At 70.8% G+C, this 24526-nt stretch carries 10 protein-coding genes and 1 pseudogene; 3 read left to right on the top strand and 8 right to left on the bottom strand.

Features of this window, described 5'->3' with window-relative positions; genetic code table 11:
• Positions 1 to 33: 33 nt before the first annotated feature.
• From BLT28_RS04510 to aroA, 7 genes and pseudogenes are all read right to left on the bottom strand, one after another.
• Positions 34 to 5913, bottom strand: a pseudogene (locus BLT28_RS04510) (type I polyketide synthase); the annotation flags it as partial.
• A gap of 35 nt (positions 5914 to 5948) precedes the next feature.
• A complete protein-coding gene (locus tag BLT28_RS04500) occupies positions 5949 to 7151 on the bottom strand; it encodes a cytochrome P450 (protein ID WP_030430713.1) in 1203 nt (400 codons plus the stop codon).
• Positions 7152 to 7165: 14 nt separating this feature from the next.
• Positions 7166 to 11689 carry a type I polyketide synthase gene (locus tag BLT28_RS04495; protein WP_052407546.1) on the bottom strand — a complete coding sequence of 1508 codons (4524 nt, stop codon included), beginning with the start codon at positions 11687 to 11689 and terminating at the stop codon, positions 7166 to 7168.
• Positions 11686 to 13575 carry an oxidoreductase gene (locus BLT28_RS04490; protein ID WP_030430715.1) on the bottom strand — a complete coding sequence of 630 codons (1890 nt, stop codon included), beginning with the start codon at positions 13573 to 13575 and terminating at the stop codon, positions 11686 to 11688. Before BLT28_RS04490 ends, BLT28_RS04495 begins: the two co-directional genes overlap by 4 nt.
• Positions 13572 to 14360, bottom strand: coding sequence for an SDR family oxidoreductase (locus BLT28_RS04485; RefSeq protein WP_052407547.1), 789 nt, complete (start codon positions 14358 to 14360; stop codon positions 13572 to 13574). The genes BLT28_RS04490 and BLT28_RS04485 overlap by 4 nt, the downstream gene beginning before the upstream one ends.
• Complete coding sequence (locus BLT28_RS04480; RefSeq protein WP_030430717.1) at positions 14357 to 15496, bottom strand: acyl-CoA dehydrogenase family protein; 1140 nt, start codon at positions 15494 to 15496, stop codon at positions 14357 to 14359. The genes BLT28_RS04485 and BLT28_RS04480 overlap by 4 nt, the downstream gene beginning before the upstream one ends.
• Positions 15497 to 15498: 2 nt before the next feature.
• On the bottom strand, positions 15499 to 18363 hold the full coding sequence (aroA, locus tag BLT28_RS04475) for a 3-phosphoshikimate 1-carboxyvinyltransferase (protein ID WP_030430718.1): 2865 nt from the start codon (positions 18361 to 18363) through the stop codon (positions 15499 to 15501).
• A 272-nt stretch (positions 18364 to 18635) separates the two neighbouring features.
• Between aroA and BLT28_RS04470 the strand changes: the two genes are divergently transcribed.
• On the top strand, positions 18636 to 19724 hold the full coding sequence (locus BLT28_RS04470) for a 3-deoxy-7-phosphoheptulonate synthase (protein ID WP_030430719.1): 1089 nt from the start codon (positions 18636 to 18638) through the stop codon (positions 19722 to 19724).
• Positions 19725 to 19727: 3 nt separating this feature from the next.
• Positions 19728 to 22922, top strand: a complete 3195-nt coding sequence (gene car / locus BLT28_RS04465; RefSeq protein WP_030430720.1) for a carboxylic acid reductase — start codon at positions 19728 to 19730, stop codon at positions 22920 to 22922.
• A 2-nt stretch (positions 22923 to 22924) separates the two neighbouring features.
• Here the strand turns inward: car and BLT28_RS04460 are convergent, their stop codons facing one another.
• The gene (locus tag BLT28_RS04460) at positions 22925 to 23833 is read right to left on the bottom strand and encodes a LysR family transcriptional regulator (RefSeq protein WP_030430721.1); all 909 of its coding nucleotides are present in this window, start codon (positions 23831 to 23833) and stop codon (positions 22925 to 22927) included.
• A gap of 304 nt (positions 23834 to 24137) precedes the next feature.
• Here BLT28_RS04460 and BLT28_RS04455 point away from each other — a divergent pair, with 304 nt between their 5' ends.
• The gene (locus tag BLT28_RS04455; RefSeq protein ID WP_052407548.1) at positions 24138 to 24521 is read left to right on the top strand and encodes a helix-turn-helix domain-containing protein; all 384 of its coding nucleotides are present in this window, start codon (positions 24138 to 24140) and stop codon (positions 24519 to 24521) included.
• The last annotated feature ends 5 nt before the right edge of the window (positions 24522 to 24526 follow it).

The following is a 24526-nucleotide window of genomic DNA, read 5'->3' as shown; positions in this document are numbered from 1 at the left end:
TGAGCAGGCGCCGAAGCCTGTCCTCGTTGCTCGTCATGAGATTCCGAACTCCTTGCTGAGCAGGTCGAACATCTCCTCGTCGGACGCGGCGCCGATGTCGGCGGTCGCGGTGGCCGGCCGGTCGAGCAGCGCGGTGAGCCTGCGCCGCACCTCGGCGAGGGTGTCCGCGTCGCCGTCGAAGCCCGCCACGGCCGCCTCCAGCCGGGCCAGCTCGGTCAGCACCGCGGGCTCGGCGGGCGCCGGGGCCAGCAGCGCGGCGACGTGCCGGGCGAGGGCGCTCGGCGTCGGGTGGTCGAAGATCACCGTGGGTGCGAGCCGGAGCCCGGTCAGGGTGTTGAGCCGGTTGCGCAGGTCGACCGCTGTCAGCGAGTCGAAGCCGAGGTCCTTGAACGGCTCGTCGGCCCCGAGGCGGTCGGCGCTGTGGTGGCCGAGCACGGCGGCGGTCTCCCGGCTCACCACCGACAGCACGGCCGCGAGCCGGTCCTCTTCGCCGAGCGTGGCGATGCGCGGCAGCAGGTCCTGCACGGCTTCGCGCCGGGCGGACGGCGCCAAGGCCCGCAGCACGTGCGGCACGTCGCGCTGACCGCGCAAGGCCGCGAGGTCGACGCGCAGCGCGGCGACGTTGGGCTCATCCACGGTCAGCACCGCGTCGAGCAGGGCCAGCCCCTGGTCAGCTGACAGCGCGGGCAGCCCGGTGGCCGCGATCCGGTCCAGGTCACGGCGGGTCAGCGCGTGCGCCATGCCCGCGTCGATGGCCCACAGACCCCACGCGATGGACGTGGCGGGCAGTCCCCGCGCCCGGCGGTGCCGCGCGAGCGCGTCCAGGAAGGTGTTGGCCGCCGCGTAGTTCGCCTGGCCCGGGTTGCCGACGATACCGGAGCCCGAGGAGAACAGCACGAACTCGGTCAGGTCCATGTGCGCGGTCAGCTCGTGCAGGTGCCAGGCCGCGTCCACCTTGGGGCGCAACACCTTCGACAGCCGCTCCGGTGTGAGTGAGTCGATCGTGCCGTCGTCCACCACGCCCGCCGCGTGGAAGACCGCTGTCACTTCGCGCCCGTGCAGCAAGCGTTCCACGGCGGCCCGGTCCCCGACCTCGCAGGCGGCCAGCTCCACCCGCGCGCCGAGCGCGGTCAGTTCCTCCGCCAGGTCCTGGCCGCCACCGCTCCTGCTGACCAGGAGCAGGTCGCGCACACCGTGCCGGGCGACCAGGTGGTGCGCGACGAGCCTGCCGACACCGCCGGTGGCACCGGTGATCAGCACGCGCGATGCCGGGCCGAGTCCGCGCGGGATGGTCAGCACGACCTTGCCGATGTGCTTGGCCTGGCTGATGAAACCGAACGCCTCCTGGGCGCGGCGGACGTCCCAGGTGGTGGCGGGCAACGGCTTCAGCGCGCCGGACTCGAACAGCTCCAGCAGCTCGGCGAGGCGTTCCCGCACCTCGTCCTCGTCCAGCTCGCCGAGGTCGAACGCGCGGTACTCGACATCGGGCACAGCCGAGCGGATGTCGGTCTTGCCCATCTCCATGAACCGGCCGCCACTGGACAGCAGACGCAGTGAGGCGTCCACGAACTCGCCGGTCAGGGAGTTCAGCACCACGTCGACGACCGGGAACTTCCGCTCGAAGTCCAGGGTCCGGGACGAGGCGATCCGGTGATCCGGGATTCCCAACGACTTCAGCATGTGCTGCTTGGGCTCGCTCGCCGTCGCGTAGACCTCCGCGCCCCAGTGCTGGGCAAGCTGGATCGCCGCCATGCCGACGCCACCGGTGCCCGCGTGCACCAACAGCGACTCACCGGGCTGGAGGCGTGCCAGGTCGCGCAAGCCGTAGAGGGCGGTCAGGAAGACCAGCGGCACCGTCGCCGCCTCGGTGAACGACCAGTCCTCCGGCATCCGCGCCAGCAACCGGTGATCCGTGACGGCGACCGGCCCGAACGAGCCGTCGCACATGCCGAAGACCCGGTCCCCTGGCCGCAGTCCGGTGACCCCGGCTCCGACCTCCAGCACGACACCGGCAGCCTCGGAGCCCATCGGTGTCGCCTCGCGCCGGTTCATACCGAGCGCGTCGAACACGTCGCGGAAGTTCACTCCCGCGGCACGTACCTCAAGCCTGACGTGCCCTGGCGCCAACGGTTCCGCGGCGGCGGGCCAGTCGATCAGCGCGAGGTCGGCCAGACTGCCGGGCTGGGTCGTCTCCAGCCGCCACGGCCCCTCGGTCGGCGCGCGCAGCCCCTGCACCGGCACGAGCCTGGCCGCCAGCAACGCTCCTCCGCGCAGTGCCAGCCGGGGTTCGTCGCAGGCCAGCACCCGGTCCAGGGTCGCTTGGTCCGGCAAGCCGGGCTCGTCGGAGTCCAGCAGCACGAAGCGGTCCGGCAGCTCCGACTGGGCGGTGCGCACCAGCCCGTGCACCGTCGCCGCGACCGGGTCGACGTCCTGGTCCCTGGTCACCAGGACCAGGGGCTTGTCCGACTGCACGAGTTCGAGCACGCGCGCGGTGACCCCGTGGGCGTTGGCCACCACATCACCGTCGGGCACCTCGATCTCCACGGCCTCCACCGCGGCCGGGACCACTGGGCGCACGGGTTCGACCGGCATCCAGGTCAGGCGGAACAACGGTTCCTGAGCGGCCGCCGCGGGCAACAAGGTCAGCGACTCCACGGACAGCACAGGCAGGCCGACACTGTCCACAACGGACAGTGACACTGAGTTCTCTCCCGTGCGACGCAACCGGGCGCGAACCACGCTCGCGCCCCGCGAGTGCAGCGAAACGCCTTTCCAGGAGAACGGGAGTCCCTTCGGCACGCCGGTGAGGTCGGCCGCGTGCTGCACGGCGTCCAGCAGCGCCGGGTGCACGCCGAAGTCTCCGGCTTCGCCCTGGGGCAACGCGACCTCGGCGTACACGTCGTCGCCGTCCCGCACCAGTGAACGCAGCCCCTGGAAGGTCGGTCCATAGTGGAATCCGGCCTGCCAGAGCTGGTCGTAGAAGCCCTCCACGGCACCGGTTTCGGGCCACGCTCCGAAACCTTCGAGCTCAGCCTGACCCGTGGACACGGTGCCGGTGGCGTGCCGGGTCCAGGTGCCGTTCGTGTTGGCGAACAGGCTCAGCGGGCGGGTTCCGTCCTCTTCGGCACCGAGCACGACCTGGACGCGGACCTCTCCGCTTTCCGGCAGCACCAGCGGCGCCTCAAGCACCAGGTCTTCGACCCGTCCTCCGGTGTGCAGCGCCATCTCCAGGAACGCGGTACCGGGCAGTACGACCTTGCCCTGGATGACGTGGTCGGCCAGCCACGGCTGAGCACGCAGCGACAACGTGCCGGTGAACAGGTGACCGCCGGCCTCCGGCAACTCGACCGCCGCGGACAGCAGCGGATGGCCGGTCGCGTCGAACCCGGGCGCGGTGATCGCGGCCGGACGTGGCCAGAACCGTTCGCCCTGGAACGGGTACGTCGGCAGATCGGCGAACACCGCACCGGCGAACACCGGTGCCCAGTCCACGTCGACCCCGTGCACGTGCGCGGTGGCCAAGGACCGCAGGAACCGCTCCAGCCCGCCGTCACCACGGCGCAGCGTGCCGCACGACGTGATCTCCTCGATACCCGACAGCAGCAACGGATGCGGGCTGATCTCCAGGAACACGGTGTGGCCCGCGTCCCTGAGCGCTCGAACGGCGGGTTCGAAGCGCACCGGCTGGCGCAGGTTGTCGTACCAGTACTGGGAATCAAGCCCTGTCGTGTCGAAGAGCTCGCCGGTCACCGTGGAGTAGAACGGGACGTCGCCGGGCTTGGCGGCGATCGCGGACAGGTCCTCGATCAGTCGCTCACGCACCGGCTCGACCTGTGAGCTGTGCGAGGCGTAGTCCATGGGAATGCGCTTGGCACCGGGGAACTGCGCCAGCACCGTGTTCAGCGTCGCCTCATCACCGGCGACGACTGTCGCATGTGGACCGTTATAGGCGGCGATCTCTCCGACGGTGATCGCTTCGGGTGCCGCCGGGACCGCCACCACGCCACTCGCTCCGGACAGCACGTCCGCGATCAGCCTGCTGCGCCGGACAACCGCGCGTGCCGCGTCCTCCGCGGACAGCGCACCGGCGACACAGGCGGCGGCGTACTCCCCCAAGGAGTGCCCGACCACTGCGGCGGGCTCGACGCCGTGGGCCCTCCACAGTGCGGTCAGCGACACCATCACCGCCAACAGCACCGGTTGCACCACATCCGCGCGGCGCAGTGCCTCCTCGTCGTCCAGCATCTGCCGCAGCGACCATCCGGCCTCGGCACGCAGGATGTCCTCCCACTCGGCCATGGCGTCGGCGAAGACCTGTGAGTCCTCGATCAGCGCGGTGGCCATGCCCGCCCAGTGGGAACCCTGACCCGGGAAAACGAACACCGGCTTCACCGAGCCGGTCACGCGTCCCTGAACCAGCTCGGAACGCAGTCCGCTCCGATCCGAGGCCACCAGGGCGGCGCGGTGTTCGAACCGGGTCCGACCGGCCAACGTGAAGCCCGCGTCCGCCAAGGAGATCTCCGGGTGCGCCTCCAGGTGGTCGGCCAGCTGGTCCGCCTGCTCCCGCAGGGCCTCCTCCGTGCGAGCGCTCAGCACCAGGGCGACGGGCCCCTCGACGGCCGTGCCGACCTCGTCCTCCGCGGACTCCAGGATCACGTGGGCGTTCGTGCCGGAGACCCCGAAGGAGGACACGCCCGCGCGACGCGGACGGTCCGATCGTGGCCACGGAGCGGGCTCGGTCAACAGGGTGACCGCACCCGTTGACCAGTCCACTGCGGACGTGGGGGTCTGCGCGTGCAGGGTGCGGGGCAGCTCGCCGTGCCGCATCGCCTGCACCATTTTGATCACTCCGCCCACTCCGGCCGCGGCCTGGGCGTGGCCGATGTTGGACTTCAGCGAGCCCAGCAGCAACGGCTGCTCGCGATCCTGCCCGTAGGTGGCCAGCAGCGCCTGTGCCTCGATGGGGTCACCGAGCTTCGTCCCGGTGCCGTGCGCTTCCACCGCATCGATGTCCGATGTGGACAGTCCGGCGTCGCCGAGGGCTTGCCAGATCACGTGTTGCTGGGCCGGCCCGCTGGGCGCGGTGAGCCCGTTGGAGGCGCCGTCGGAGTTGATCGCGGTGCCTCGGACGACGGCGAGCACCCGGTGCCCGTTGCGCCTCGCGTCGGACAGGCGCTCCAGCACGAGCACGCCGACACCTTCCGACCACGTGGTGCCGTCGGCGTCGTCGGAGAAGGACTTGCAGCGGCCATCCGGCGCGAGCCCGCCCTGTTCGTCGAAGTCCTCGAACTCCTCTGGCGTGGTCATCACCGCCACACCGCCGGTGATGGCCAACGAGCACTCCCGGGCGCGCAGCGAGCGAACCGCGTTGTGCAGCGCGACCAGCGACGCCGAGCACGCCGTGTCCACGGTGACCGCGGGCCCTTGCAGGCCGAGGACATAGGCCAGGCGCCCGGACATCACGCTCGCCGCCGTGCCGACACCGAAGTACCCCGCCACGTCGTCGGCCGCCGCGCGCAGCAACGCGCTGTAGTCCTGCGCGCAGGTACCGATGAAGGTGCCGGTGTCGCTGCCGTGCAACGATTCCGGGGTGATGCCCGTGTGCTCCAGGGCTTCCCACGCGGTCTCCAGCAGCAGTCGCTGCTGCGGGTCCATGGCCAGCGCCTCACGCGGTGAGATCCCGAAGAACGCGGCGTCGAAGCGGTCGATGTCGTGGAGGAAGCCGCCGCGCGGCCGCGTGTCCCAGCCACGTTCGGCCGGAGCCTCGGTGATCGCGTCGACGCCGTCGCTGACCAGCCGCCACAACTGGTCCGGCGTTCGGACGCCGCCGGGGTAGCGGCAGGCCATGCCGATGATCGCGACCGGTTCGCGCGCGCGGGCCAGTTCGTCGCGGGTGCGCCGGAGGTCGGCGGTGACCCGGTTCAGGTAGTCGCGGAGCTTCGCCTCGCTCACCGGAGGTCCCCCTCGATGCGGTCCCAGGTGACGGGCAGCCGCGCCGGGCCGCCCATCGGCGTCTGGTACTTGAACTCGATCTCCTCGAACGGCACGGCCAGCCGCAGCGTCGGCACGCGCCTGGTCAGCGCGCCCAGCGCGGCCACCATCTCCAGCCGGGCCAGCTGCTGGGCGACGCACTGGTGCGGGCCGTGACCGAAGCCGATGTGCGGATTCCGCCCGCGCCGGATGTCCAGGCGGTCCGGTTCGGTGAAGCGGCGCGGGTCGAAGTTGGCGGCGTGCGCCGCGGCGATCACGTACTCGCCCGCCGCGATCGGCACCTCGGCCAGCTCGGTGTCCACGGCCGCCACCCGCAGGGTGCCGCTGCCGTTGGAGGTGTAGCGCAGCAGCTCCTCCACCGCACCCGGTACCAGGCCGGGGTCCTCGCCGAGAGCGGCGTAGTCCTGGGGGTGGTTCAGCAGCAGCACGACCGCGTAGCTGATCGCGGTGGCCATGGTGTCCAGCCCGGCGAGCACAAGGCCGACGATCATGTTGACCAGCTCCGTGTCGTTGAGCTCCCCGCCGCGCTCGATCAGCACGCTGACCACGTCGTCTCCCGGTGCGGCGCGGCGGGCCTGGACCACCTCCGTGACGTAGCCGACGACCTCGGCCATCACGGCGATGAGCGACGCGCGGTCGACCTCGCTGTCGAAGAGCGTCTGCGCGGCCTTCTGGAACAGCTCGGCGGGCACGGCGAGCAGGTCGGCCAGCACGGCCGTGGTGACCGCGTGGGAGAACTCGACGTGCAGGTCCACTGGCGGGCCGCTCGTGGCGAGGGCGTCCAGGCGCTCGTGCACGACGCGCTCGACCCCGGCGCGGAACTGCTCGATCCGCTTCGGTGTGGAGATCGCCGGGGCCAGCAGCCGCCGGAACCGCAGGTGGTCGGCGCCGTCCATGCGGTGGAAGGCGCCCTCGGTCAGCGGGGCGTCCGGCGGCTGGTTCGCCAGCACGTGGCCGAACTGCCCGGAGGCGCTGCTGAAGCGGGCCGGATCGCCGAGCACTTCGCGCACGTCGTCGTACCCGGTGACCAGCCAGGCTTCGATCCCCGTCGGGCACAGGACCTTCTCCACCGGGGCGAGGTCGGCGATCTCGGGCGCCGGGCGGTAGGGGCAGCCCGGTGTGCGCAGCGGCAGCGCGCGGGCACTCGTGTTCGCAGACACCAGCCGTGCTCCTTTCACAGGTCCTCGAACTCGCGGTCGATCAACGCGAACAGCTCCTCGTTCGAGGCGGCGGACAGGTCCTCGGCTGACTCACCCGCGGTCGGCTCCAGCCGGTCCAGCAGCACCCGGAGCCGGGCCTTCACCCGCGCGCGGTCCGCGCGGTCCACGACGGCGGGCAGGTCCCCGGCCACGAGGTCCAGCCGGCGCAGGACCTCCCCGCCCGGTGTCCTGCGCTCGGGCAGGAGCAGGCCCACCAGGTAGGTGGCGAGCGCGGCCGGGGTCGGGCAGTCGTAGGCGGCGGTCGCCGGGAGCGTCACGCCGGTGGCGGCGGTGAGCCGGTCGCGCAACCGCACGGCTGCGAGCGAGTCCATGCCGGTCTCGGTGAACGGGCGGTCGGCCTCCACTCCCGAGGCGTCGCCGAGGACGAATCCGAGCTCCCGCCGAACCACCGACAGCACCAGCTCCTGCGCGTCCTCGCACTCGTCGAGTTGTTCTCGCAGCCCCGGGTCGGTGGTGGCGGCGGGCTGGGAGGCGGTGCCGGAGCTGTCCAGCCAGAAGGTCTTCCGGTCGAACGGGTAGGTCGGCAGCCTGGTCGGGCGCCCGCCGTCCAGCAGCGTGCCGAAGTCGACGGCGACGCCCCGCACGTGCAGCTCGGCCAGCGCGGACAGCGCGGCGAGTTCTTCGTCATCGTCCTTGTGCAGCAAGGGAACGGAATCCGAGCCGATCAGCGCGGACAAGGATCGGTCCGGCCCGGCCTCCAGGAACGTGCCGACGCCCTCCGCGCGCAGCCTCGCGACCGCGTCGGCGAAGCGGACCGGGTTGCGGGCGTGGTCGCTCCAGTACCGCGCCTCGGCCAGCTCGGCGTCGACCCGCTTGCCGGTGACCGTGGAGATCACGGGGAGCCGCGCCGGGTGGAAGGTCAGGTCCGCGACCACCTTCTCCAGGTCTGCCAGCACCGGGTCCATCAGCGGGGAGTGGAACGCGTGGCTCACCCGCAGGCGCTTGGCGCGCAGTCCCCGCGCCGCGCAGTCGTTCAAGAAGGCCAGCACCGGTCGTTCGGGACCTGCGACCACCACCGCTCGCGGCCCGTTGATCGCGGCGATCACCACGCCCGGCGGGAGGTCGATGTCCTCGGCGGCCTCCACCGCGACCATCGCGCCACCCGCGGGCAGCCGCTGCATCAGCCTCCCGCGCTCGGCGGCCAGGCGGGCGGCGTCGGCCAGCGACAACACGCCCGCGACGTGCGCGGCGGCGATCTCCCCGACAGAGTGCCCGGCCACGAAGTCCGGGCGCACGCCCCAGGACTCGATCAGCCGGAACAGCGCGACTTCCAACGCGAACAGCGCGGGCTGCGCCGACTCGGTGGTTTGTGGGTCCCCTGTCAGGTCGGGCAGGTGGCTCATCACCTCGTCCCAAGCCACCGCGAACGCCGGGAAGCGCTCGCGGAGCACCGAGCCCATGCCGGGGCGCTGACCGCCCTGTCCGGCGAAGACGACCGCGAGCGAGCCGTCCACGGCGCGGCCCTGGACCGCTCCCGGCGCGGCTTCACCGACTGCCAGCGCCTCCAGCGCCCGGCGCCGCGCCCGGTCGTCAGCGGCGAGCACGACCGCGCGGTGCTCGAAAGCTGTCCGCGTGGTGATCAGTGAGACTCCGACGTCCAGCGGGTCGGCCGTCAGGTCAGCGAGCTGCTTCGCCTTGGCGCGCAGGGCCTTCTCGGTCCGCGCGGAGAACGCCCACGGCACGGCGCGGTGCGGGTGGCGGTGCTCGCTCGGCGTCGTGTCGCCCTGTTCGAGGATCACGTGCGCGTTGGTGCCGGAGATCCCGAACGAGGACACTCCGGCCCGGCGCGGCCGCCCCGTCTCCGGCCACGGCGCCGTAGTCCGGGTGAGCTGGACGGTGTCCCACGTCAGCGCGGCGGAGGGCCGGTCGGCGTGCAAGGTCGCCGGGAGCACTCCGTACCGCATGGCCATGATCACTTTGATCACGCCCGCGACTCCCGCCGCGGCCTGGGTGTGCCCGATGTTCGACTTGAGCGATCCCAGGTGGAGCGGCTGTCGCCGGCTCTGGCCGTAGGTGGCCAGGACCGCATGGGCTTCGATCGGATCACCGAGCTTCGTCCCGGTGCCGTGCGCTTCCACGACGTCCACATCGGACGGTTGGAGCCCGGCGCGGCGCAGCGCCTGCCGGATAACTCGTCGCTGGGCGCGGCCGTTCGGCGCGGTAAGTCCGTTGGAGGCTCCGTCGGAGTTGACCGCCGAGCCGCGGACCACCGCCAGGACCCGGTGTCCAGCACGCCTGGCCGTGGATTCGCGGGCCAGCACCAAGACGCCCGCCCCTTCCGCGAACACCGTCCCGTCGGCGGTGTCAGCGAACGCCTTGCAGCGGCCGTCCTCGGCGAGCCCGCCCTGCCTGGCGAACTCGGCGAGCACTCCGGGGTCCGGCATCACGGTGGCTCCACCCGCCACCGCGAGGGTGCACTCCCCCGCTCGGATCGCCGTCGCCGCGAGGTGCAGTGCGACCAACGAGGAGGAGCACGCGGTGTCGACGGTGAGCGCAGGGCCGTTCAGGCCGAGGGCGTAGGAGATCCGTCCGGAGAGGACACTGCCCAGGGTCCCGGTCAGCGATGCCGGGACCGCCGCCGTGTCGAGCAGGCGTGGGCCGTAGTCGGCGACCATGCCGCCCATGAACACGCCGATGTCCTTGCCCTTGGCGGTGCTCGGGTCGATCCCCGTGTCCTCCAACGCGGCCCACGTGGTCTCCAGCAACAGCCGCTGCTGCGGGTCCATGGTCAGCGCGTCGTCCGGGGAGATGCCGAAGAAGGCGGCGTCGAAGTCACCCGCGTCGGCCAGGAACCCGCCCCGCCATTCGCCTTGCCAGCCGCGGTGGGCAGGGGCGTCGGTGATCGCGTCCGTTCCGTCCAGCAACAGGTTCCACAGCGCGTCCGGTGTGTCCGCTCCGCCCGGGAGACGGCAGGCCATGCCCACGATCACCACCGGGTCGTCCTCGGCCGCCTCCGGCGTCTCCTCGGCGTCCTCGGGCTCGCCTTGGCTGAGGTGCTGGGTCAGCTCCGCCGGGGTCGGGTGGTCGAACACCACCGTCAACGGCAGGTCGCGCCCGGTCGCGGTGGCGAGGCGGTGGCGCAGCTCCACGGCTGTCACCGAGTCGAGGCCGAGGTCCAGGAAGGTCCGCGTGCGGTGCTCGGCGGTCAGTTCCGGGAGGCCGAGCACCGCGGCCACGTGACCGTCCACAATGGTCGCGGGGTCGTCGAGTGCTTCGGGGGCTTCCCCGGCTTCGGGCAGCTCGATCACCTCGGCGTCGGCGAACAAGCTGGAGAAGTCGACGCCGTGGCCCGCGACGTGCAGCTGGGCCAGCGCGTTGAGCATGGCTTCGTCATCGCGGAAGTTCTTGTGCAGCAGGGGAACCGCCTGCGCGGTGGTGATACCGCGGACCATCGCGGTGAGCGTGCCGCCCGGGCCGACCTCCAGGAAGGTCGTCACGCCCAGCTCCCGCATGCGCTCCACCACGTCCGCGAAGCGCACCGGCTGTTCGAAGTGCTTTCCCCAGTGGTCCACCACGTCCAGTGGCTCGTCCACGAGGCCGCCCGTCACCGAGGACACGAACGGCAATCTCGGCTCCGCGCAGGGGATGTCCTGCAGACCGCCCATGAATCTGTCCACTGTGGACCGCAGGTGCGGGGTGTGGAACGGGTTGTCCACCCGAACCCGCCGCGACCGCTCGAAGCGCTCCGCGACGCGGTCCAGGTCCGCGTCCGGTCCCGCCACCACCACCGCCAAGGGGCCGTTGATCCCCGCGACGTGGACGTTCTCCGGCAGGACCGCTTCCACCTCGTCGAGCCCTGCCTGGATCGCCAGCATGCCGCCCTGCGGGGCCAGTTCCTCGATCGCGATCGCGCGCGCCACGATGAGCTCGCACATGTCCCGCAGCTCCACCATGCCCGCGACGCAGGCCGACACGTCTTCGCCGCCCGAGTACCCGCCGACCACGTCCGGCGTGACCCCGAAGTCCGCCAGGAGCACCGTCAGCGCGTACTCGACCACGAACATCGCCGCGTGCGCGTACCGCGGCCGCTCCAACCCGGCACCCTTCAGCACCACGTCCCGCATCGGGATGTCGAGCAGGGGCGCGAAGTGCTCCGCGACGCCCTCGAAGGCTTCCGCGTAGACCGGGAACCGCTCGTGAAGATCACCGCACATGCCCGCACGGTGCGACCCCTGGCCCGGGAACACGAACCCCAGTCGCGGCGCCGTCGGCTCATCCGGGGAACAACCGGGCGAGGTGATCACTTCGGCAGTGGGGACGCGGTGGGCGAGCTTGCGGAGTGAGCGCGCGGCGCAGGCGGGCGAGGGCGAAGCGAGCACGACGGCGCGGTGGGGGCCGCGAGGGGGCTGAGCGAGCAGCGAGGAGCCGACGTCACGGACCGGAGCACCGGAGTCCAGGAGTTCGGCGACGGCGAGGGCGGTGCCTGCCAGCGACGCGGAGGAGGCGCCGGAGAGCAGCAGGGGAAGCGGCCCGGTCACAACGCCTCCTGGAGGTACGAGGTGGTCACGGTCAAGCCGTCGGCGAACGCGCGGACCGCGTCCAGGCCCGACGCGGAGTGGGCGCCGCCGACAAGCCGGTGGTCGATGCCCTCCGCGCGGACGGCCTCGACGAGGTCAGCGCAGCGCTCCTGCCCGGCGGCGATGACGACGGTGTCGGCGGGGGCCAGCTCGGAGGTCCCCGAAGCGGACACGAAGTGCACGCCCTGCGCGGAGATCCGCTCGAAGGTGACCTCGCCGGTGATGTCCACCCCGGCGCGCCGCAGGGCGTCGAGCACCACCCATCGGGTCGACCGGCCCAGTGCGGGCGCGATTCGCTTGCCGCGGTGGAGGATCCGGACGCGATGCCCCGCCGAGGAGGCGAAGTGGGCGAGGTCGACGGCGATGCCACCACCACCGATGACGACCACGCGCGAGCCGAGCGGACTGGTGAAGGCGGACGCGTACGACAGCACGTGGGGCAGCGACGCCCCGGGAATCGAGACAGGTCGCGGCCGGACGCCGGTGGCCAGGATCAGCCTGTCGTAGGAACGCATGAGGTCCAGGTCGTCCGTGGTGATCGGACGGTTGAGGTGGACGCGACCGCCGAGGGCACGCAGTTCCGCGCCGAGGTGCTCGATCACGACGCCGTAGTCGGCCTTGCCGGGGACGAGCCGGGCGAGCCGGAACTGCCCGCCGAGCTCCGCCGAAGCCTCGAACACCTCGACCTGGCTCCCGCTCCGAGCCGAGGTGAGCGCGGCCTGCAACCCGGCGGGACCACCGCCCACCACGGCGACGCGGCGCGGAGACCGCTGACGCACCAAGGGGAACTCCAGCTCGCGGCACGCGCGCGGGTTCACCATGCAGCTCACTTCCGAGCCGACCAGCGACCGGTCGATGCACGCCTGGTTGCAACCGACACACACGGTGCTCCGGTGACCGTCCCGCGCCCTGGCGATCAGCGACGGGTCGGCCAGGAACGGCCGCGACATGGACACCAGGTGCACCTCACCCGCCGTCAGGATCTCCGCGGCTTGGCTGATCCGGTTGACGCGGTTGCCGGTGATCACCGGAACGTCCACGGAGCGAGCCACCCCCGCGGCGACCGACGTCCACTTTCCTTGAGGCACAAGGGCCTGCACGGTCGGCACGGGAGACTCGTGCCACCCGATGCCCACGTTGAGCGCATCCGCACCCGCGTCGACCAAAGCCGCGGCGAACCGCGCGGCCTCTGCGGCCGGGACACCACCGGGCATGAGGTCTGCCCCGGTGAACCGGACGATCACCGGCAGGTCGACGGCCGCGCGCACCGCTCGAACGACCTCGACCCCGAACTTCATCCGCCCCACCGCGTCCCCACCCCAGGAATCCGACCGGTGGTTGGTCAGCGGAGACAGGAACTGGTCGATGAGGTAGCCCTCGGAGGCCATGACCTCAACGGCTGAGAAACCCGACCGCTGAGCCGAAGCAGCACCCGCGGCGAACTCGGCGATGGTGTCCTCGATCTCCGCGACGGACATCGGCCGGGCGACAGACCGGGTCAGCCTGCTGCGCACCGCGGAGGGAGCAACCGCGCCAACGCCATGGCTGCCCGCGTGGAACAGTTGCAGCGCGAAGATCCCGCCCACATCGGCGACGCGGCGCAACCGGCTCTGGAACCCCGGGTCGGTCAGCACGCCGTAGTCGGCCCCGCCCGCACCGGCCGCGTTCACGGCCGCGCCCCCGGTCACGATCAGGCCCGCTCCGCCGCGCACCCGCTCGGCGTAGAACTCGGCCAGGGCCGCTCCACCGTCCTCTTTGGACTCCAAGCCGAGGTGCATGGCACCCATGACGATCCGGTGCGGCAACGGGAGGGTGCCGATGCGGCCGGGCTGGAAGACATGGCTCATCGCGGCGCCAGCGGAGAGGTCAGGTCCTCGGTGAACGGCGGTGCCACCACGGACAGCCCGCCGTCGACGACGAGCGTCTGCCCGGTGATGTACTCCGCGCCCGGAGACAGCAGGAACTCCACGGTCGCGGCGACCTCGTCCAACGTCCCCGGACGGCCCTTGGGGACCTTGGAGAGCACGGTGTCGATCGGCGCCATGCCCGGCACCCCGTAGAAGTAGTCCAGCGAGTCGGACTGGATCAGCCCGCCGCTGACACCGTTGACGTTGATCCCGCGCCCGGCGAACTCCACCGCCATGTACCGGACCAGAGCCTCGATCGCGGCCTTGGCCGAGCCGAGCGCCGCGTAGGTCGGGTAGGCGTGCGTACTGCCGTAGCTGGACAGCGCGACGATCCGGCCGCCCTCCGGCATCAGCGGCACAGCACGCTGAGCACCCAGCACGAAGGGCCGGATGTTCATCGCGTAAGACCGGTCCAGGTGGTGCAACCGAAGGTCCATGATGGACTTGAACGCGCTCGCCGCGGCGTTGCACACGAAGTGGTCGAGCCGCCCGTAGCGCTCCGCCACGGTGTCGAACAGCCGCTCGATGTCCTCGGGCAGCTCCATGTCCGCCGCGACGGTGATCGCCTGCCCTCCGGCCTGCTCGACCAGGGCCTTGGTCTCTTCGGCGAGATCGGCGTTCTTCTTGTAGTTCACCACGACGGTGCCGCCGGAGCGCCCCAGCGCCACCGCCAGCGCCCGGCCGATGCCCCGGGAAGCGCCCGTGATCAGGGTGATCTTGGTCATCGGTTCGCCCCCAGCAGTTCGCGCGCGATCACGGCCTTCTGGATCTCGTTGGTGCCTTCCTCGAACCGCTGCGCGCGGGCGTCGCGGTAGACGCGCTCGATCGGGCTGGACTCCCAGTAGCCGATGCCGCCGTGCACCTGCAGCGCCTTGTCGGTGACCCGCGTGAGCATGTCGACGGCGTTGAGCTTGGCCATCGACGACAGCGCGGAGGACTCGGCGTCACCGGCGACCCACTGACGGGCGGCGTGCAGGGTCAGCTGCCGCGCGGCCTGGATGTCGGTGGCGTTCTCGGCCAGGGCGAACGAGATCGCCTGCCGGGCTGTCAGGGGCTTGCCGAAGGTGATGCGCCGTTGCGCGTGGTCCACCGCGAGTTCCTGCGCCCGTCGTGCCAGGCCGACACAGGTCATGGCGACCGCGATCCGGCTCGGTGTGAGGAACCCGCCGAGCGCGACGTCCAAGCCCTGACCGACCTCGCCGAGTCGATTGGCCACCGGCACCGGCGCGTTGTCGAAGATCAGGTGTGCGTGGTCGGTGCCGCGCACGCCCATGGTCTGCGGCATCTGCTGGACGAGAACGCCGGGGGTGTCGCGGCCGACCATCAGCGCGACAGTGCCGTCACGCCCGGTCGTGCCCTCAAGACGGGCGAAGAGCAGCCAGTAATCGCAGTGCACGCCGAAAGTGATGAGGTGCTTCTCGCCGGACAAGTAGTAGGTGTCGCCTTCCGGTTTGACGCTGCACCTCAGGTCCGCGCCCGTGCCGGCGGTGGCTTCGGTGAGTGTGAAGGCGACCGTCTTCTCCCCTGACACTTGCGGGAGGACGAAGCGCTCGCGCTGCTCGTCGGTGGCGAACTGGTCGATGGAGCGCCAGACACCGTTGTGCACGTGCACCAGCATCCGCAGCGAGGCGTGCGACATCGAGAAGAGCTCAAGCAGCTCAAGGTATTTCGGGAAAGCGACGCCGCGACCGCCGTACTCGGCGGGTGCGGCTAGGCGCAGGTACCCGCGCTCGCGCAGCTCCCGCTTCAGTTCGGCCGGGACCGAGCCGGTGCGCTCGATCTCGGCGGCGTAGCGCTCCCCCGGGCCGCGCACGAACGCCTCGACGTCCTCGACCAGCGTCCGGAATGCCCTCTCGTCCATGCTCACGACCCGTCCTCGCCTGTGATCAGCTGTTCGATCCGTCGGCGCAGAAGGAACTTCTGCACCTTTCCGGTGGGGTTGCGGGGTAGCCGGTCGACGATCTCCAGCCGCTCCGGCCAGTACGGCTTGGCGACCTGGCGCTCGTCCAGGAACCGGCGGACCTCGTCCAGGTCGAGCTCACCGTCGACCGAGGCGAACAGGCACGCGCGCTCACCCAGCCGCGGGTCGGGCATCGCCACGATCGCCGCGTCCCGGACCGCCGGGTGGGTGTGCAGCAGCTGTTCGATCTCGGCGACGGGCACCTTCTCACCGCCCCGGTTGACCACGTCCTTGACCCGGCCGTTGATCCGCACGTAGCCGGCGTCGTCGATCACCGCGAGGTCACCGGTGCGGTACCAGCCGTCCTCGCTCAGCGCCTCGGCCGTCCACTCAGGACGGTCCAGGTAGCCGATGAAGTGGCAGGGGCCGTTGACCTCGAAGTTGCCCTCGTGGCCGGACGGCAGCTCGTTGCCCGCGTCATCGGTGACGCGCAGCCGGATACCGGCGAGCGCCCTGCCGTCGGTGCCCCACGTGGCGGCCGGTTCGTCCCCGGGTGCGGACAGCGAGCCGAGGCACGTCTCGGTGGAGCCCCAGGCACCGCACACCGCCGCCCCCAGGGTCCGGGTGGCGCGTTCGGCCAGCGCGCGCGGCACCGCCGCACCGGTCGCCACGAAGATCCGCAGCGCCTCCGCCCGCTCACCGGCGCGGTCAACGGCTTCGACGAGATCGCCGAGGAACGGCGTGGCGGCCTGCACGAAGGTCCCGCCGTGGCGGCGCAGCAGCTCCAGCGCCCGCGGACCGTCCCAGACCGGTTGCAGGATCATCGGAACCCCGCGCACCACGGCCAGCCACATGCCGTAGAGGAAGCCGGTCTGGTGCGCCAGCGGCGACGGGATGAACACGCGGTCGTCGACGGTCAGGCCGAGGTGCCTGATCTCCATGGTGACGGCACGGGTGAGGGTGCTCATGCGGTGCAGCACGCCCTTGGGTTCGCCCGAGGTGCCGGAGGTGAACAGCAGCTGCGCGGGCGCGTCCACGGACGGTGCGCGGCGGTCGAGCGCGGCGCGGTCCGGGACCACACGAGCCACTGCCTCGGCGAAGCCGTCACCGACGACGAGCACGTGTTCCATGCCCAGGTCAGCGACCTCGGCCGGGTAGTCGCGGCCGCGGAAGCTCGCGGGCACGACGAGCACACGAGCCCGCGATTTCGCCAGCATGTACGACACTTCGCGCTGGCGCAGCATCGGCATCAGCGGGCAGCTGACCGCGCCGATGCGGGCGATCGCCATGGCCAGCGCGACGAACTCGGCCTGGTTGGGCAGCTGGTAGGCCACGGGTTCACCTGGCCGCACGCCCAGCTCCAGCAGCAGCGTGGCGATGCGGTCCGCCTGCTCGTCCAGCTCGCGCCAGGTCAGCGTCCGCTCGGCATCCCCGGGAAGGCCCGCATCGATCACCGCGACGGCGTTCGGCTCGGTCGCGGCGAGCGTGCGGAGCCGATCTCCGATCGTGACCGCGCGGGCGCGTTCCCGACTGGGCGCGACCGACATGTTCAGGCCGACGTTGCCCATCTCCTCAAGGAAACGCGGATAGGAGATGCGGTAGGCGTTCGGGAAGGTCAGCCGCGTCTCACCCTCGGCGAAGGTCCCCGCCACCGCCAGCGACATCAGCACGCGGTGGTCGTTGAACGACGACAGGTCCGCTCCGGTGAGCCGGTCCACGCCGTGGCACAGCAGCTGGTCGCCGCGCTGTTCCAGGCGCGCGCCCATCTTGTTGAGCTGCATCATGGCCTGCACGCGGTCGGACTCCTTGAGCCGGACGTGCGCGACGTTGTCGAACACAGTGGTGCCCTCGGCCAGCGCGCCCAGCACGGACAGCACCGGCAGCATGTCCGGCACCGACCGGCAGTCGACCTCGGCCGGGCGCAGGCGAATCCCGTTGTGGCGGACCCGGACCATGCCCGTCGCCGGGTCGGCGGCGATTGGCAGGCCCATGTCCGCGACGATCCTGAGCAGGTCGGCCTCGGGGTGGTCGATCTCGTGCGCCGGCACCGCGGGCAGCCCGTGGAAGAGCACGTCGGCCGGGTGCAGGGCGGTGGCGGCCAGGCCGAAGGCGGCGGCGCCCACGTCCGGCGGCAGGACGACGGTGGTGGCGACGGGCTCCTGCCCGGGCTCGACCTCGAACCGCTTGCCGTCCTCGGAAACCTCGACGTGCAGACCGAACTGGCGCATCATCCGCACGGTCAGGTCCACATAGGACCGCTCGTTGAACTCTCCGTCGACCTCGATCACGCTCGGGCCGGTGGCGAACGGCGCCAGCATCAGCAGACCGGAGACCCACTGCGACAACGTGCCGGGGATGCGCACGTGCCCACCGCGCGGCCGCCCCGGCCGGACCTCGATCGGCGGGCAGCCGGTTGCCGAGTGCAGCCGCACCCCCAGGTCGGACAGCGCGCCCAGCAGCGGGCCGATCGGACGGCGCTGGAAGTACTTCTGGCCCACGATGGTCACCGGGGTCTCGGCCAGACCGGCCAGTCCGGTGAGGAAGTACAGCGTGGTGCCCGAACTGCCGACGGAGACCTCGGGCCGCCGCGGCCGGTATCGGCCGCCGTGCACCAGGAAGTCGTCACCGTCGACCTCGACGCGGGTGCCGAGACGGCGCAGGGCGGAGATCGTGTGCCGGACGTGGCCCGCGTCGGACAGCCCGACGATCCGGGTCCGCCCCGGTGCGAGCGAGGCCAGCAGCAGCGCGCGGTGCGCGTGGTACTTCGACGGGGGAATGACGAACCGGCCCACGACAGGGTCGACCGCCTGTTTGACAATTAAGCGCATTGCACGTTTCTCCGACTCTTCGCCGCGACAATGGGCGAATTGGAGCGAAGTGAACCTGTGATCCGGACGTTACTGACGACGTGACCGGCCGAGAACCGGACAATTCCTGATGTCAACCATCACTTGGATCAATATGTGGCCTTGACCTGCGAAGATGGGAGACGCATCAGGTTCCGCGACCTCATCGTGTCGTACTGGGCTTGACTGATCACCGGCAACGTGGTTTTCCTCGAAGAAGCGTCGGACGCTTTCCGGCAGGAGGACCAATAGCTGTGACGACAACCGGCCTCGACGAGGTCATCGACGGGCGCGTGGAAAGAATCGTGCCACTGATGAGCCCGATGCGGCTCCTCGACGAGCTCCCGCTGCCCCCGGCCCAGGCGGGGTCCGTTGTGGACGGACGGCGCCAGGTGGCCGGCGTGCTCGCCGGGACGGACCGCAGGCTGCTGGTCGTCGTCGGCCCCTGCTCGGTGCACGACCCCGCCGCCGCCCTGGTCTACGCCGACCGGTTGCGCGCGCAGGCCGAGCGCTTCGCCGAGGACCTGCTGGTCGTCATGCGGGTCTACTTCGAGAAACCGCGGTCCACCACCGGCTGGAAGGGCTTGATCAACGACCCGGCGTTGGACGGGACCGGCGACATGACGACCGGGCTGCGCACGGCCCGCGCGCTGCTGCTGGAGATCACCGGCCGTGGCCTGCCCGCGGGCGTGGAGTTCCTGGAGCCGCTGACCGCGCGCTACCTGGCGGACACGGTGTCCTGGGGTGCGATCGGCGCCCGCACGGTCGAGAGCCAGGTGCACCGGCAGCTCGCTTCGGGACTGTCCATGCCGGTCGGGATGAAGAACTGCCCGGACGGGCGCGTCGGCCCGGCGGTCGACGCGATCACCACCGCCGCCGCACCGCACGTGATGCCCGGCATCGACGACTCCGGAGCTCCCGCGATCCTGCACACCACGGGGAACCCGGACTGCCACCTGGTGCTGCGCGGCGGAGGCGGGCGGCCGAACCACGGCCCGGCCGAGGTGTCGGCGGCGCTGGCCGCACTGCGCGCGGCGGGCAGGCGAGGACGGCTGCTGATCGACTGCTCGCACGGCAACAGCGGCAAGGACCACCTGCGCCAGCCCCTGGTGGCGGAGGAGGTCGCGGCCCAGGTGGAGGCGGGGCAGCGCGGTATCGCGGGCGTGATGCTGGAGAGCTTCCTGGTGCCGGGCAGGCAGGACCCGCTCCCCCGGCGCCCGTTGACCTTCGGCCAGTCCGTCACCGACGCCTGCATGGGCTGGGACACCACGGTCGACGTGCTCAGCAGGCTGGCACTGGCCTCACTCAAGACTCGCGCCAAGCGCACAGGTTGGGACGGCTGAACGATGACGACCGCGACCGGGCCGCGCCCGGACATCACCGCTGCGATCACCCGGCCCGGCGTGCGCGTGCAGGAGATCCTGCGCACCGTCCTGGACGGCTACTCGGACCGCCCTGCCCTGGGCGAGCGCGAGACGGTACTGCGCACGGACCCCGTCACTGGGCGCAGGACCCGGGAACTGCTCCCGGGTTTCCGCACGATCAGCTACGGCGAACTGCGCGCCCGGATCGAGGCCGTTGCCGCTGATCTGCGCTTGCAGTCAGGCGACGTGGTCGGGCTGCTCGGCTTCACGAGCCTCGACCACACCACGGTGGACCTCGCCTGCGTGCACCTCGGCGCGGTGTGCGTTCCGTTGCAGAGCAGCGCTTCCGCGGCTCAGCTCAAGCCGGTCATCGCCGAGATCGAGCCCCGCCTTCTGGCCACGAGCCTGCAGCTGTTGGACACCGCGGTCGAAGTCGCGTTGAGCAGCACGTCAGTGCAGTGGATCGTCGTCTTCGACTACCACGAGGACGACGACGACGAGCGCGAGATCTTCCTTGCCGCACAAGAACGATTCGCGGTCGAGTCACTCACGGACGTCCTTGAGCGCGGCGCCGCTCTGCCCGCACCACCCGCGCACGTGCCGCGGCCCGACGAGGACCCGCTGAGCCTGCTCGTCTACACCTCCGGCAGCACCGGAACCCCCAAGGGGGCCATGTACACCGAACGCCTGCTGCGTCGGCTGTGGCTCGGCTATCTGCCACCGATCCCCGACCTGTCGGTGATCCGCGTGCACTACATGCCGATGAGCCACCTCACCGGCCGCGCGGCCGTGATCGAAACACTTGTCGCAGGGGGGATCGGGTACTTCACCGCGCGCAGCGACCTGTCAACGCTGTTCGAGGACATCGCGCTCGCCCGGCCCACCGAGCTGTTCCTGATCCCACGTCTGTCCGACATGCTTTTCCAGCGCTACCAACGTGAACTGGATCGCGGCGTGCCCGAGGCCGAGGCCATGGCGGTGATCCGGGAAGCGGTGCTCGGCGGGCGCGTGGAGCGTTCCGCAACTGGTTCCGCGCCGCTGTCGGCCGAACTGGCCGCGTTCGTGCAGAACTGCCTCGGCGTGCGCCTGCACGACGGCTACGGCTCCACCGAGACGGGGCGCGTTTTCGTGGACGGCAAGGTGACCCGGCCGCCGGTGATCGACTACAAAGTGGTCGACGTGCCGGAGCTGGGCTACTTCCGCACCGACGCACCGCACCCGCGCGGCGAGTTGCTGGTCAGGACCGAGGCCATGATCTCCGGCTACTACAAGCGTCCCGACCTCAACGCGGAGGTCTTCGACGAGGACGGGTTCTACCGCACCGGCGACATCGTGGCCGAGCCCGGGCCGGACCAGCTCGTCTACCTGGACCGCCGCAAGAACGTGCTGAAGCTGTCGCAGGGCGAGTTCGTCGCCGTGTCCCGGGTGGAGGCTGCCCTCGGCGCCAGTCCTCTGGTGCGCCAGATCTTCGTCTACGGCAACAGTGAACGCGCCTACCTGCTCGCGGTCGTCGTCCCCACCGGCGCCCACCGGAAGGAGAGGATCAGCGAGTCCTTCCACCACATCGCACGGGAAGCAGGCCTGAGCTCCTACGAGATCCCGCGCGAGTTCATCGTGGAGACCGAACCGTTCAGCACCGCCAACGGATTGCTCTCCGACCTCAACAAGCCGCTGCGCCCCGCGCTCCGCGAACGCTACGGCCCACGGCTGGAACAGCTCTACGTCGAGCTGGCCGAGCGCGAAGCCGACGAACTGCGCGCACTGCGGGCCGCCGGAGCTGATCAACCCGTGCTGCCCGCCATCCGCTCCGCCGCCCGAGCGCTGCTGGGCTCCGCCGACGCGGATGCCCGGTTCACCGACCTCGGCGGCGACTCGTTGTCCGCGCTGTCCATGGCGAACCTGCTCCGCGACATCTTCGACGTCGACGTGCCGGTGAGCCTGATCATCAGCCCCGCCACCACCCTTCGCGGGTTGGCCGACCACATCGAGCGCGCGCCGCGAGCTGCGCGCGGACCGAAGACGTCGGTGCGCGCCGCCGACCTCACCCTGGACAAGTTCGTCCGGCCGACGCCGAACACGATCGGAACCGTTCTGCTCACCGGCGCCAACGGTTACCTCGGTCGATTCGTGTGCCTGGAATGGCTGCAACGGCTGGCCGCCACAGGCGGCAAGCTGATCTGCCTCGTGCGCGGCGGTTCCACGCGGTTGGAGGAAGCGTTCGGCGATTCCGCTCTGCTGCGGCGGTTCCGCGAGCTGTCCGGGCACGTGGAGGTCGTCTCGGGAGATCTCAGCGAGCCGGATCTCGGCCTGCCGCGGCGCACCTGGGACCGTCTCGCCGAAACCGTCGACCTGATCGTGCACCCCGCCGCGCTGGTCAACCACGTGCTCCCGTACGAGGAGCTGTTCGGCCCCAACGTGGTCGGTGTCGCCGAACTCATCAAGCTGGCGATCACGAAGCGGCGCAAGGGCTTCACGTTCCTGTCCTCGATCGCGGTCGCGGAGGGCGAGGACACCGACGTCCGCCGCGCGAGCCCGGTCCGCGCGCTGGACGGCAGCTACGCCAACGGATACGCGACGTCCAAGTGGGCGGGCGAGGTGCTGCTGCGCGAGGCGCACGAGCGCTACAGGCTGCCCGTCGTGGTGCTCCGCTCGGACATGATCCTGGCGCACAGCACGTGCACCGGGCAGCTGAACGTGCCGGACATGTTCACCCGCTTGCTGTTCAGCCTCATCGCGACGGGCATCGCCCCGCGGTCGTTCTACCGGTCGGACGCCGAGCACTACGACGGCCTGCCGGTCGATTTCGTCGCCCGGGTCGTCGCGGACCTCGGTGCGCCGAGCGAGGGCTACCGCACCTTCAACGTGGTCAACCCGCACGAGGACGGCATCTCCCTGGACACCTTCGTCGACTGGCTCATCGAAGCGGGCCACCGCATCCACCGGATCGACGACCACGCGGAATGGTCGCGCCGCTTCGAGATGGCGCTCCGCGCCTTGCCGGAGAAGCAGCGCAAGCACTCGATGCTGCCCCTGCTGCACGCCGTCGCCGCACCCGTCGAGCCAGGACCGCTCGTTCCCAGTGAACGGTTCCAGGCCGCTGTCGGGGAGATCCCGCAGGTGTCCCGCGAACTCATCGTCAAGTACGCCGACGACCTGCGGTCACTGGGCCTACTGTGACGTCACAGCCGGGCGGCGACGCGCTGGACGGTCTCGCGCAGCCAGCGGTGGCCGGGGTCGACGGAGCTCTTCGGGTGCCAGTACATCGACTCCACCAGCTCGGGCATGGGCACCGCCAGCTCCACCGTGCGCAGCCCGAGCCGGGGTCCGAGCAGGTCGGCCAGGCGCCGCTGGATCACCGCGACCATCCGCGTCCCCGGTACCAGGTGCGCGGCGCCGGAGAAGGTCTCGGTGTTGGCGACCACGTTGCGGTACACGCCGGACTCGTCGAACCTGCCGTCCGTGATGGCCCGGTGCGGCCCGCCCACCATCACGTACGGCGCGTCGGCGAGCTGGTCGGCGCTCAGCCGCTCGCCGACGTCGGGGTTGTCCCCGTCCACCACGGCCACGAACGTGTCGCTGAACAGCCTGCCGTGCGGGAAGACCTCTTCACCGGTGGGCAGGCTCAGCGGCCAGATCAGCAGGTCGCACTGCGCTTTGCGGAGGTGGTCGACGAACCCCGCGTGCAAGGAGGTGATCGACAGCCGCACCCCGGGCGCGGTGTCGAGCAGCTCGCGCAGCAGCGGCCGCAGCAGCACCGCAGTCACGTAGTCGCTGGCCGTCACCGCGAAGACCCGCTCGGCGGTCGCCGGGTCGAACTGGGCCGCCGCGCTCATCACCACGCCGATGTCGGCGAGCAGCTTCGTCACCCTCGGCACCAGTGACTCGGCCAGCGGGGTCAGCACCATCTGCCGCCCGTCCTTGACCAGCAACGGATCGTTGAACAGGCGGCGCAACCGGGCCAGCGAGGCGCTCATCGCGGGCTGCCCGACCGAGACCCACTCCGCGGCCCTGGTCACGTTGCGCTCCTTGAGCAGCGCGTTGAGCGGGACGAGCAGATTCAGATCGATCTTGCTGAGGTTCTGCGTCATCGTGCCGGTGACTCCCAGGTCCGCGCTCGGAGAGAGCCACCCTAACGCGGCCCGCCGGTGGACGATCGCGGTCGGCCGCTGTTCCGAGCGGCCGGGCTCGGCAGGACCTGCGGTGGGCGTGTCTTTGACGAGGAAAACATCCGAAGGGAACGAGCGAAAACGCTCCACCCGAACATGATCTAGTATATCCACGCCGGCCGTCGATTTCCGCGAATAGTTACTTTTTCACCACACCCGAGTCCGCCGTTTCGGGGAAGTCATCCCGGCAACATACGCCGCCTGTTGCCAACCCGGAGGGCACTTTGTGAACAGCGATGTATCCGACAACGCGATCTCGCCAGAAATTTTCTGTCCTCTCCAGTCTCATCCGGCACGCCGCGGGCTCGACCTGCCCACCGGGAGGATCGCCTGGCAGGCCCTGATCAACCGGCTGCCCCAGCTCTCCACGCGCGAACTGGAAGTCTTGCTGCTGCTGGGGATCGGTGCGTCCAATCGGAGAATCGCGACCAGGCTGGGCGTGACGGAACGGACGGTCAAGGCGCATGTCGCCCAGATCCTGACCAAGCTCGGCGTGGAGTCCAGGTTACAGGCCGGACTCGTTTCCGTGGTTTTTCAGTTGACCAGCCAGAAGGAAAGAGAACTTCTGGTAGCGCCGCCGAGATCCGGCATTGAACCAAAGGTCAATTGAGGCAA

Source organism: Allokutzneria albata (assembly GCF_900103775.1).
In the GTDB taxonomy this organism is placed as follows: Bacteria; Actinomycetota; Actinomycetes; order Mycobacteriales; family Pseudonocardiaceae; genus Allokutzneria; species Allokutzneria albata.
Note: the sequence above shows the minus strand (reverse complement) of the source record. Positions and strands in the feature narration are given on the sequence as shown.

Coding starts and splice junctions, on each gene's coding strand:
- BLT28_RS04490 (WP_030430715.1), bottom strand. CDS start 13,575: ATGAGCCATGTCTTCCAGCCCGGCCGCATCGGCACCCTCCCGTTGCCG.
- BLT28_RS04485 (WP_052407547.1), bottom strand. CDS start 14,360: ATGACCAAGATCACCCTGATCACGGGCGCTTCCCGGGGCATCGGCCGG.
- BLT28_RS04480 (WP_030430717.1), bottom strand. CDS start 15,496: ATGGACGAGAGGGCATTCCGGACGCTGGTCGAGGACGTCGAGGCGTTC.
- aroA (WP_030430718.1), bottom strand. CDS start 18,363: ATGCGCTTAATTGTCAAACAGGCGGTCGACCCTGTCGTGGGCCGGTTC.
- car (WP_030430720.1), top strand. CDS start 19,728: ATGACGACCGCGACCGGGCCGCGCCCGGACATCACCGCTGCGATCACC.
- BLT28_RS04460 (WP_030430721.1), bottom strand. CDS start 23,833: ATGACGCAGAACCTCAGCAAGATCGATCTGAATCTGCTCGTCCCGCTC.